Raw genomic sequence first — 11,311 nt, forward strand, 5'->3', positions numbered from 1 at the left:
TGGTTCACTTGGCCCGGTAGCGGGCCAGGCGGTATCTTTCTCAGTTCAAACACAAAAAGGAACGGCTGATGAAAGCCATTCCTGCGACGATTTTAGCCAATGAGGAGCCGGCTTGTCAACGCACTCCGACGTAGAGCTGCACCAGGACGACGAGATCGGGCGCGAGCAGGAGTACGTCTCGATGCTCTACGACCGGCTGGACGGCATGCGCGAGCAGGCCGGCCGGCGGCTCACCGAGGAGCTGCGGAGCACCGGCGGCACGCAGCAGGCCCGCTCGCAGCGTGACTTCACGGTCCGGATGTACGCCGACCAGGTCGAGCAGTTCTCCGCGGTGGAGACCGGCCTCTGCTTCGGCCGCCTCGACGGCGACGACGACTCCCGCCGCTACATCGGCCGGATCGGCATCTTCGACACCAGCGGCGACTACGACCCGCTGCTCATGGACTGGCGCGCCCCGGCGGCCCGGGCGTTCTACCTCGCCACCGCTGCCAACCCGCAGGGCGTACGCCGGCGCCGGCACCTGCGCACCCGGGAGCGGAAGGTCACCGGGATCAACGACGAGGTGCTGGACATCGCCGCCGCCTCCCCCACCGCACACGAGGAGCTGACCGGCGAGGCGTCGCTGCTCGCCGCACTGAACGCCGGCCGCACCGGCCGGATGCGCGACATCGTCGAGACCATCCAGGCCGAGCAGGACCGGATCATCCGCGCCGACCTGCCGGGGGTGCTGGTGGTGCAGGGGGGTCCCGGCACCGGCAAGACGGCGGTGGCGCTGCACCGGGCCGCGTACCTGCTCTACACGCACCGGCAGCAGCTCTCCACCCGGGGTGTGCTGCTGGTCGGCCCGAACGCCACCTTCCTGCGCTACATCTCCCAAGTGCTGCCCGCGCTGGCCGAGACGGGTGTGCTGCTGCGTACCCAGGCCGACCTCTTTCCCGGGGTGCAGGCCCGGCGCACCGAGCCGGCGGAGACCGCCGCGCTGAAGGGACGCGCGGTGATGGCCGAGGTGCTGGCCAACGCGGTACGGGACCGGCAGTGGGTGCCCGAGGAGCCGCTGGAGATCGAGCTGCCGCAGCGGGAGATCCTCACCCTGGACCCGGCCGTGGTCCGGGAGGCCCGGGAGCGGGTCCGCCGCGCCGACCGCCCGCACAACCTGGCCCGGGCGCTGTTCGACATCGAGATCGTGCACGCGCTCGCCGACCAGGTCGCCGAGCGGATCGGGGCCGACCCGCTCGGCGGGGACAACCTGCTGTCCGAGGCCGACCGCGCCGAGATCCGCCGGGAACTGCGCGACGAGCCCGAGGTCCGGGCCGCGCTGGACGAGCTGTGGCCGGTGCTCACCCCGCAGCGGCTGCTCGCCGACCTGTACGGCGCGCCGGAGCGGATCGCCGCCGCCGCGCCGATGCTCACCGACGCCGAGCGGACCATGCTGCACCGCGAGCCGGGCGGCTGGACGCCGGCCGACGTGCCGCTGCTGGACGAGGCGGCCGAGCTGCTGGGCGAGGACGAGCGCGCCGCCGCGGCCCGCCGGGAGCGGATCCGGTCGCTGCAACGCGAGTACGCCGAGGGCGTGCTGGAGATCGCCCGCGGTTCCCGGTCGATCGACGTCGAGGACGAGGCGGACGGCGGCGAGATCCTTGGCGTCACCGACCTCATCGACGCCGACCGGCTGCTGGAACGGCAGGAGGAGTCCGACCGGCTGACCACCGCGCAGCGCGCCGCCGCCGATCGGAGCTGGGCGTTCGGGCACGTGATCGTCGACGAGGCACAGGAGCTGTCGCCGATGGCGTGGCGGTTGCTGATGCGCCGGTGCCCGAGCCGGTCGATGACCATCGTCGGGGACGTGGCGCAGACCGGCGCCCTCGCCGGCACGCCGTCCTGGTCCGAGGCGCTGGCGCCGTACGTGGCGGACCGGTGGCGGCTGGAGGAGCTGACCGTCAGCTACCGCACCCCCGCCGAGATCATGGCGGTCGCCGCCGACGTGCTCGCCGCGATCGACCCGGCGCTGCGCCCGCCCCGCTCCGTACGCGCCAGCGGCGTGCCGCCGTGGGACCGGACCGTCGACGCGGACCGGCTCGCCGCGGAGCTGGTCGCGGCGGCAACGCGGGAGGCGGCCGGGCTGACCGACGGGCGGCTCGGGGTGATCGTGCCGGCCGGCCGGGTGGCGGAGCTGGGCGGGGCGGTCACCGCCGCCCTGCCGGAGGCCGCCGTCGGGGAACAGCCGGAGCTGGCGAACCGGGTGGTGGTGCTCACCACGGAGCAGGCCAAGGGCCTGGAGTTCGACTCGGTCCTGGTGGTGGACCCGGACCGCATCGTCGCCGAGTCCCCGCGCGGCCACAGCGACCTCTACGTCGCCCTCACCCGCGGCACCCAACGCCTAGGCATCCTCCGCACCCCCTGACCACCCCGCCCCCGCGTTCCCCAGGTGATCATGAGGTTGACGGCGATCTCGATCTCCACGAGTGCCGCCAACCTCATGATCGACGGGGCGGGGATCCCGCCGGTCAGCCTGGGTGGGGTCGTTCGTCGGTGAAGTTGCCGACCTGGCTGCCGCTCGACGAGGCGTCACTCGTGGAGCCGCCGGCCGGGGTGCTCAGGCCACCGGTGGTGGCGTCACCCGTGGTGGTCGGGGCCACCTTCCCGCGGTGCCGCTCCGGCTGGCGGGCCAGCCGCCGGGCGCTGGCCGGGCCGGCCGTGCCCCCGGTCGTGGTGACCGCACCCTGACCGCGCGTCGGGCCGCCGTCGCGCAGCACGTTCGGGTCGACCGGCACGTGCGCCGGGTCGTCCGGATCCTCCTCCTGGATCACCCGCAGCACATCGGTCTGCGGCACGGTGACCTCGTTCACCGCGCCCTTGCCGTACACGCCGCCGGCGATCCGGTCCTCGGCCCGCCGGGCGGCCTCCTGCCGCATGTCGTCCTCACGCACGTCAACCACCTCGCAGCGTTCTCGGATCTTTGTTGCGTGCCCGACGACCGGCGGTCCAAACCCGCGCTGGTCGTCCGCCCGGGTTCACCGGCGCGTCTCCCGCTGCTCGCCTGCCGGCCGCCCGGGCTGCCCATGCTGAGCCGCGGGTTGGCGGGACCCGCCCGCCCCCGAAGGGAAGACAGCGTGCGCACCGTACGCCGTACCACCCTCGCCGCGCTCCTGGCGGCGACCGTGACCGCCGGTCTCCCGGCGCCCGCCGAGGCGGCCCCGCGGCCCGGCCGGACCTTCGACCTCCAGGCCCACCGCGGCGGCCTGGGCCTGCGGGCGGAGAGCACCCTCGCCTCGTTCGGCAACGCACTTCAACTCGGCGTGAGCACGCTCGAACTGGACGTGCAGATCACCGAGGACGGACAGGCCGTGGTGACCCACGACCGGAAGGTCAGCGCCGCCAAGTGCGTGGACACCGCACCGGCCACCCCGGGTGACCCGGAGTACCCGTACGTCGGAAAGTACGTCAACACGCTCACCCTGGCTCAGGTGCGCACGTTGGACTGTGGCGCGAAGACCCTGGCCGACAAGCCCGGCCAGCTCGCCGTGCCCGGCGCCCGGATGCCCCTGCTGCGCGAGGTCTTCGCCCTGGTCAAGCGCTACCGGGCGGACGACGTGATGCTCAACGTGGAGACCAAGGTGGAGGCTGGCGCGCCGGCCGAGACCGCGCCGCGCGAGCAGTTCGTGCAGGTCACCGCGCGGGAGATCCGGAACGCCGGGATGCTGCGCCAGGTGACGATCCAGAGCTTCGACTGGGGCGCGCTGATGCGGATGCGCCAGGTGGAGCCGCGACTGCCGCTGGTGGCCCTGACCAACTACGACTTCCTGCAGGTCGGCCAGCCGGGCGCGTCGCCGTGGCTGGGCGGCCTGGACATCGACGACTTCGGTGGCGACCCGATCGCCGCGGTCCGCAGCTTCGGCGCGGCGGCGTTCTCGCCGGTGCACGGCTTTCCGCAGAACGGCACGGTCACCGATGCCGGCTACCGGCCGTACGTGACGAAGGAGATGGTGGCGCACGCGCACCGCAACGGGATCAAGGTGATCCCGTGGACGGTGGACGACGTGCCGACCATGGCGAAGCTGATCGACGACGGCGTGGACGGCCTCATCACCGACTACCCGGACCGGCTGCGCGGGCTGCTCGCCGAGCGCGACTACCGGCTGCCCCGGGCGTACGCCTCGCCCTTCGACATCCAGGCCCACCGGGGCGGCCGGGCCACCCGCCCGGAGAACACCCTCCCCGCGTTCGCGCACGCCCTGCAGAACCCGGCCATCTCCACTCTCGAACTGGACACCGGGGTGACCGCCGACGGGCACCTGGTCGTGTTGCACGACCGGGCGGTGAACGGGTCGCACTGCGTGGACACCGCGCCGGTACGCCCCGGGGACCCGAAGTACCCGTACGTCGGGAAGCTGGTGCACGAGCTGACCCTGGCCCAGCTGAAGACCGTCGACTGCGGCGCGAAGACGCTGCCCGAGTTCCCCGCCCAGGTGGCCGTGCCGGGCGCCCGGATCCCCACCCTCGACGAGGTCTTCGCCCTGGTGTCGGCGAGCGGCCGGGACGACGTCCGGATGAACATCGAGACGAAGATCAGCCCGCTGGTGACCGACACCGAGCCGTACCAGAGCTTCACCCGCAAGCTGGTCACCGCCATCGAGCGGGCCGGCTTCACCCGGCGCGCCACCGTCCAGTCGTTCGACTGGCGCGCCATCGATTACGCCCACCGCCTCGACCCCCACATCGACACCGTCGCCCTGGTCTGGCAGTACGGCCCGGCCGAGTGCGCCACCCTCGCCGACGAGTGCTCGCTGCAGGCGGTCTATGGCGACCCGACGGTGCGGAGCCCGTGGACCGCCGGCCTGGACTGGTGGCGTCACGAGGACCTGGGCAAGCTGGTCCGGCAGTCCGGCGCGGCCACGGTGTCGGCGAACTGGCAGGTGCACGACCCGGGGCAGGTCACGGTGGCCTCGGCCGACTGGTACCTGCGGCAGAACCCGGCATACTTCCACGGACCGGACGTCCCGACCCTGCAGCGGCGGTACGGGCTCACCGTGGTCCCCTACACCGTCAACGACGCGGCGGTGATGCAGCGGGTCATCGACCTCGGCGTGGACGGCCTCATCACCGACGACCCGGACCTGCTGATCGCGGTGGCGGTGCGCAACGGCCTGCGCTGACCGACCGGCAGGAGCCCCGGGGAGACCACATCCGCCGCCGATCGGGTGTTACCTCTCCGGGGCCCTCGGGTAGACGCGGGGTGCCCCCGCCACGAAACGCGAACCGTGCCGTGGCCGAAACGCGGTAGCGGGGCGGGTGTGCAACTCATCGCATCCGAGGAGGACAAGATGAGCACGCAGGCTGCGTCCACCAGGCCGATGAACCGGCCGGCGCAGGAGGCGCCCAACCGGATGGCCATGCAGGACGTCCAGACCCGTCAGATGCCGATGATCGAGGATGGTCGCCGGCAGCCGACTCCGGGCACCGAGACCAAGCACGCCCTTCTCACCACAGAGTTCTGGGTGTACGCGATCGCCGTCGCGGGCGTCATCGTCGCCGCGTACTGGCCCGGCGGGGGCGGCAACGGCCTGAACCTCGCCAACCCGAACCTGTCGTGGTGGTTCCTGACGGTCCTGACCGGCGCCTACCTGTTCAGCCGTGGTCTGGCCAAGGCTGGTAGCGAACGCCACTCGATCGCGGAGCGCCGGGCGGCCCGGCGCCAGTGAGCAACACCTGAGAGCGGCGGTGGCTCCGGGAGTTTCCCGGGGCCACCGTCGTGCGTGGACTACTCGAAGTCCCCGCCGAAGTCCCCGAAGTCGCCCTCGAAGGCGTCCTCGATCAGCTCACCGGCGACCAGGCCACCGGCCACCCCCAGGGCGGCGCCCGCCACCATGCCGCCGACTCCCGGCCCACGGCGCCCGTGGTGGCCGTGGTGCCCGTGCGGTCCGAAGCCCTGGGCCCGCAGGTTGCCGTAGCGCGAGGTGGTCTCCCGCAGCCAGCCGTCCACCACCTGGGCCCAGTCGGTGCGGCCCGTGTCGCTGTGCGGGACGGTGTACCGGCCGAAGACGTCGTGCCCGGCGGTGAAGAACCCGCCCCGCTTGTCGCACTCCAGGATCACCTCGACGCCCCGTTGGCTGGTCACAAAGGTCAGCTCGACCTCGTTGACGGCCTGCGCGTACTGCGGCGCGGCGAAGAACTCGATCTCCTGGTAGAACGGCAGCGTCTGCTGCACGCCGTAGATGTGGCCGCGCTCCAGGTCGGCGTGCTTGAACCGGAAGCCGAGCGTCTGGAACGCCTCGAGGATCCGCTCGTGGATCGGCAGCGGGTGCACGGCCACCTGGTCCAGGTCGCTCTTGTCCACCGCGCGGGCCACCGCGACCTCGGTACGCAGCCCCATGGTCATACCGCGCAGCCGCTGCCCGTACACGTCGGTGACCGGGGTCTCCCACGGCACCGGGAGCTGGAACGGGAGGGAGAGTTGCTGCTTCGGCGCCAGCTCCAGCCGGCCGCTGACCGGCATCCGGTGGAACTCCATGATGCCGGCGTACTCGGAGTCGCCGCTCTCGACCTCCACCCGGGTGACCAGGCCGACGCTGATCTGCTCGATGCTGGCCGGCAGGTCACCGCCGACCAGGTTGACGTGCCCATCGAGGGCCAGGCCGGGCCGGGTGTTCGGGTTGGTCAGCACCGTGTCGACGCTCGGGCCGCCGACGCCGAACGCGCTCAGCATCTTCTTGAAGACCATCGCCACTCCGCTTCCACCTTCGGCACGCTCCACGACAGAGCGCGCACGGGACCACCAAAGGCACGTTAACCTGCAGCGCTGTGAAGTGGCTGTGAGCACGAGGCCTCCGCCGGCACGGCGCTCGTCGCGGTGTCAGTCGACCCGCACGACGATCAGCTCGCCGACCTGCTCGCCGATCTGCTGCCGTCCCTCCGCGGGCAGCCCGCCGTCGGTGATGAGCACGTCGGCCGCCGCGAGCGGGGCGATGGTGGCGATCCCGATGGTCTCCCACTTGGTGTGGTCGGCGAGCACGACGAGCCGCCGGGCGGCCGCGATCAGCCCCCGGTTGACCGCCCCCTCCAGCAGGTTCGGCGTGGTGAACCCGGTCCGGGGGCTCATCCCGTGCACGCCGAGGAAGAGCAGGTCGACGTTGAGGGCGGCGATGGCCGCCTCGGCCACCGGCCCGGTCAGCGCGTCCGAGGGCGTACGGATGCCACCGGTGAGCACGACGGTCTGGTCGGGGCGGGGGTTCTGGTAGAGGGCGTCGGCGACCGGCACCGAGTTGGTGACCACGGTGAGCCCGCGGACGTCGGCGAGCCGGGCGGCCAGGGCGGCGGTGGTCGTGCCGGCGGAGAGCGCGATCGCCATCCCGGGCTCGACCAGGCCGGCGGCCCGCTCGGCGATGGCCCGCTTCTCGGCCTGCTGCCGGATCGACTTCGCGGCGAAGCCGGGCTCCTCGGCCGAGCCGGGGCCGGCCAGCGTCGCGCCACCGTGGACCTTGTCGACCAGCCCCCGCTCGGCGAGCACCTCCAGGTCCCGCCGGATCGTCATGTCCGACACCCCGAAGCGGCTGACCAGATGACTGACCCGGACGCCACCACGCTGGCGGATCAGCTCCAGGATGGCGCTCTGCCGTTGCTGGGCGAGCATGGATCCTCCTTCGGGTGCGGGGGCCACGGTCAGGCGGCCTCGGCCGTCCGGTCCGTCGCCGGATCGCCGGCCCCCACCCTGGCCGGCACCTCGGCGGCGCGGGCCGGCGTTTCGCGGACCACCGCCACCTCGCCGGCCGGGACCACCAGCTCGCCGTCGCAGCGGCCGCCGCCGAGCAGCTCGACGCCGGTGACCGCCAGCCGGGCCTCGGCATTGGTGTGGTTGATGACGAACAGCCAGCTCCGGTCGGCGGACCGGCGGCGTACCACCTCCACCCCCGCCGAGGCGGCCACCGGCGGGCGGGCGCCGGACTCGGCGAGCAGCCGGGCGACGAGCCGGTCGGTGGCGGCCGCGTCCAGCCGGGTGGCGACGTACCAGGCGGCTCCGGCGCCGATCGCGTGCCGGGTCAGCGCGGGCACCCCGGGCAGCGGCCCGTCGGCGTACGAGGCGAGCACCTCCGCCCCGTCGGCGTGCAGCCACTCGGTCCACACGTCGGCGGTGGCGCCGTCGTCGAGGCGTACCCGCTCACCCTCGCGGAGCGGGAAGAACTCCTCGGTGCGGACGCCGAGCAGCTCGCGGAACGCGCCTGGGTAGCCGCCGAGCCGGATGTGGTCGTGCTCGTCGACGATGCCGCTGAAGTAGGTCACCAGGGCGGTGCCACCCGCGGCCACGAATGCGCGCAGGGCCTCGGCGTCGGCGTCGCGGACCAGGTAGAGGGTGGGCACCAGGACCAGCCGGTAGCGGGACAGGTCGGCCGACGGGTGCACCACGTCGGCGGTGACCCCGGCCCGCCAGAGCGCGCCGTGCAGGGCGGCGAGCCGGTCCACGTAGGTGACGTCGGTGCTGGGGTGGGAGTCGAGCTCGACGCCCCACCAGGCCGCGTAGTCGAACAGAATCGCCACTTCGGACTCGACCCGGCTGCCGCGTACCTCGGCGAGGGCCTTCAGGTCGGCGCCGAGCCGACACACCTCGCGGAACACCTTGGTCTCGGGTCCGGCGTGCGGGACCAGCGCGGAGTGGAACTTCTCTGCGCCCGCCCGGGAGGCCCGCCACTGGAAGAAGAGCACCCCGTCGGCGCCGCGCGCCACGTGGGCGAGGCTGTTGCGCCGCAGCTGGCCCGGGGTCTTGGCGACGTTGCGCGGCTGCCAGTTGACCGCGCTGGTGGAGTGCTCCATCAGCAGCCACGGCCCGCCACCGGCGACGCCCCGGGTGTGGTCGGCGGCGAGCGCCAGGTCGACCTGCGGCCGCGGGTCGGCGGCGATCAGGTAGTGGTCGTTGGCGACCAGGTCCACGTCGGACGCCCAGGAGTGGTAGTCCAGGTGCTTGACGCCGGTGCCGATCATGAAGTTGGTGGTGACCGGCTGCCGGGTGAGCCGGGTCAGCACCTCCCGCTCCGCACGCAGCTGGGCGCGCTGCTCATCGGAGGAGAAACGCAGGAAGTCCAGCTGCTGGGTGGGGTTGGCGAAGGTCGGGGCGGTCCGTGGCGGGTTGATCTCGGCCCAGTCGTGGTAGCGCTGGCTCCAGAACGCGGTGCCCCAGGCCGCGTTGAGCGCGTCCAGGTCGCCGTAGCGCTCGCGCAGCCAGCGGCGGAACGCCTCGGCGCTGACGTCGCAGTAGCAGTGCACGTTGTGGCAGCCCAGCTCGTTGGAGACGTGCCACATCACCACGGCCGGGTGGTCGGCGTACCGGCCGGCGACGGCCTCGACCAGCGCGAGGGACCGCTGCCGGAAGACCGGTGAGCTGGGGCAGTACGCCTGCCGCCCGCCCGGCCAGAGGATCGTGCCGTCGGCGCGTCGGGGCAGCGTCTCCGGGTGCCGGTGGGCCAGCCAGGGTGGCGGACTGGCGGTGGCGGTGGCCAGGTCGACGCTGATCCCGCCGTCGTGCAGCAGGTCGAGCGCCCGGTCGAGCCAGCCGAACTCGTGGCGGCCGGGGGCGGGTTCCAGCAGGGCCCAGGAGAAGATCCCGACCGAGACCAGATTGACCCCGGCCCGGCGCATCAGCGCGACGTCCTCGACCCAGGTCTCCTCGGGCCACTGCTCCGGGTTGTAGTCGGCCCCGTACCAGATCCGCTCACCGTGCCAGGTCCGCATGAGTGCAGAGGGTGCCCCCGAACGGCCACCAAGTCAACACTTTCCAACATCGACAGTGATTACCACGGTTGGCCGGTCTCGGCCATGTCACAACTGGGTTGTCGCTGTCCGCTTCCCCCCTTGACAGCGCGGAACCAGGGGGTAGCTTCAACCGCCACCGGCTGTTTGTGTTCGGACATGTGGATTCGCGGTGGATCCACCGCCGCCGGCGCGAACACCGATCCCACCACCACGGCTTTTGGACGCAGCGCACCTCTTCCACGCAGGAGGCACCATGTCCCGTCCCCGATCGCAAGCCGAATACCTCGCCCGACTCGTGCCCCCGTCCGTCGCCGGCCTGAACCGCCGCTCGCTGCTCGCCGGCGCGGGCGCGCTGCTCGGCACGGGACTGCTCGCCGGCTGCGGCTCCGACTCCGACTCGGGCGCAGGCTCGAAGACCGTCTCCGTCGGCTCGAACGCCTCGGACCCGACGCCGAAGGACGTCCTCGCCAAGCTGGCGGCCGGCTTCCAGAGCTCGTCCGGGGTCCAGGTCAACATCAACACGGTTGACCACAACACGTTCCAGGAGAACATCAACAACTACCTGCAGGGCAAGCCGGACGACGTGTTCACCTGGTTCGCCGGCTACCGGATGCGGTTCTTCGCCGCCAAGGGCCTGGCCGGCGACGTCAGCGACGTCTGGGGCAAGCTCTCCGGCTTCTCCGACGCGTTCAAGAAGGCGTCCACCGGCGACGACGGCAAGCAGTACTTCGTGCCCGCGTCGTACTACCCGTGGGCGGTCTTCTACCGCAAGTCGGTGTGGCAGCAGCACGGCTACCAGGTGCCGACGACGCTCGACGACCTCACCACACTCGCCGGGCAGATGAAGAAGGATGGCCTCATCCCGATCGCCTTCGCCGACAAGGACGGCTGGCCCGCGATGGGCACCTTCGACATCCTCAACCTGCGGATCAACGGCTACCAGTTCCACGTCGACCTGATGGCCGGCAAGGAGGCGTGGACCTCCGACAAGGTGAAGAAGGTCTTCGACACCTGGGCCGGGCTGCTGCCGCTGCACCAGCCGGACGCCCTGGGCCGGACCTGGCAGGAGGCCGCCCAGTCGCTGCAGCAGAAGAAGAGCGGCATGTACCTGCTCGGCCTCTTCGTCGCCCAGCAGTTCAACGACAACGAGCAGGACGACATCGACTTCTTCACCTTCCCCGAGATCGACTCGACCATCGGGGCCAAGGCCCTGGACGCGCCGATCGACGGCTACATGATGGCCCGCAAGCCGAAGTCCGAGGCCAACGCCAAGAAGCTGCTGGAATACATCGGCGGCGTCGACGCCGCGAACATCATGGTGAAGGGCGACCCCGGCACCCTGGTGGCCAACAGCGGCGGGGACACCAGCGGCTACAACGCGCTGAAGAAGAAGGCCGCCGAACTGGTCGGCTCGGCCACGGAGATCGCCCAGTTCCTCGACCGGGACACCCGGCCGGACTTCGCCTCCACGGTGATCATCCCGGCGTTCCAGCAGTTCATCAAGAACCCGAAGGACATCAGCGGGCTGCTCACCAGCATCGAGAACCAGAAGAAGTCGATCTTCACCAGCTGA

Annotated in this window: 8 protein-coding genes; 4 read left to right on the top strand and 4 right to left on the bottom strand. The window is 71.9% G+C overall.

Annotated features, from left to right (window positions below; all coding sequences use genetic code 11):
• Positions 1 to 181: 181 nt before the first annotated feature.
• A complete protein-coding gene (locus ABZ783_RS00100; protein WP_357434268.1) occupies positions 182 to 2,401 on the top strand; it encodes an ATP-binding domain-containing protein in 2,220 nt (739 codons plus the stop codon).
• Between the two features lie 103 nt (positions 2,402 to 2,504).
• On the opposite strand, the gene ABZ783_RS00105 is transcribed toward ABZ783_RS00100, so the two are convergent.
• A complete protein-coding gene (locus tag ABZ783_RS00105; RefSeq protein ID WP_357433148.1) occupies positions 2,505 to 2,927 on the bottom strand; it encodes a hypothetical protein in 423 nt (140 codons plus the stop codon).
• A 183-nt stretch (positions 2,928 to 3,110) separates the two neighbouring features.
• On the opposite strand from ABZ783_RS00105, the gene ABZ783_RS00110 reads away from it, so the two are divergent.
• Both ABZ783_RS00110 and ABZ783_RS00115 read left to right on the top strand, forming a co-directional pair.
• Entirely contained in the window at positions 3,111 to 5,153 is a 2,043-nt protein-coding gene (locus ABZ783_RS00110; RefSeq protein WP_357433150.1) for a glycerophosphodiester phosphodiesterase family protein, read from the top strand.
• Between the two features lie 168 nt (positions 5,154 to 5,321).
• The gene (locus ABZ783_RS00115) at positions 5,322 to 5,699 is read left to right on the top strand and encodes a hypothetical protein (protein ID WP_357433152.1); all 378 of its coding nucleotides are present in this window, start codon (positions 5,322 to 5,324) and stop codon (positions 5,697 to 5,699) included.
• A gap of 59 nt (positions 5,700 to 5,758) precedes the next feature.
• Here ABZ783_RS00115 and ABZ783_RS00120 read toward each other — a convergent pair whose 3' ends face one another.
• The 3 genes from ABZ783_RS00120 to ABZ783_RS00130 form a co-directional block, all read right to left on the bottom strand.
• Entirely contained in the window at positions 5,759 to 6,718 is a 960-nt protein-coding gene (locus ABZ783_RS00120) for a sporulation protein (RefSeq protein ID WP_357434270.1), read from the bottom strand.
• A 132-nt stretch (positions 6,719 to 6,850) separates the two neighbouring features.
• The gene (locus tag ABZ783_RS00125) at positions 6,851 to 7,627 is read right to left on the bottom strand and encodes a DeoR/GlpR family DNA-binding transcription regulator (protein WP_357433154.1); all 777 of its coding nucleotides are present in this window, start codon (positions 7,625 to 7,627) and stop codon (positions 6,851 to 6,853) included.
• 29 nt (positions 7,628 to 7,656) lie between these two features.
• Positions 7,657 to 9,717 (bottom strand): beta-galactosidase, encoded by a 2,061-nt coding sequence (locus tag ABZ783_RS00130; protein ID WP_357433156.1) that lies wholly within the window; start codon positions 9,715 to 9,717, stop codon positions 7,657 to 7,659.
• Between the two features lie 274 nt (positions 9,718 to 9,991).
• On the opposite strand from ABZ783_RS00130, the gene ABZ783_RS00135 reads away from it, so the two are divergent.
• Positions 9,992 to 11,311, top strand: coding sequence for an ABC transporter substrate-binding protein (locus ABZ783_RS00135; RefSeq protein WP_357433158.1), 1,320 nt, complete (start codon positions 9,992 to 9,994; stop codon positions 11,309 to 11,311).

Source organism: Micromonospora sp. NPDC047738 (assembly GCF_040642675.1).
Taxonomy (GTDB): Bacteria; Actinomycetota; Actinomycetes; order Mycobacteriales; family Micromonosporaceae; genus Micromonospora.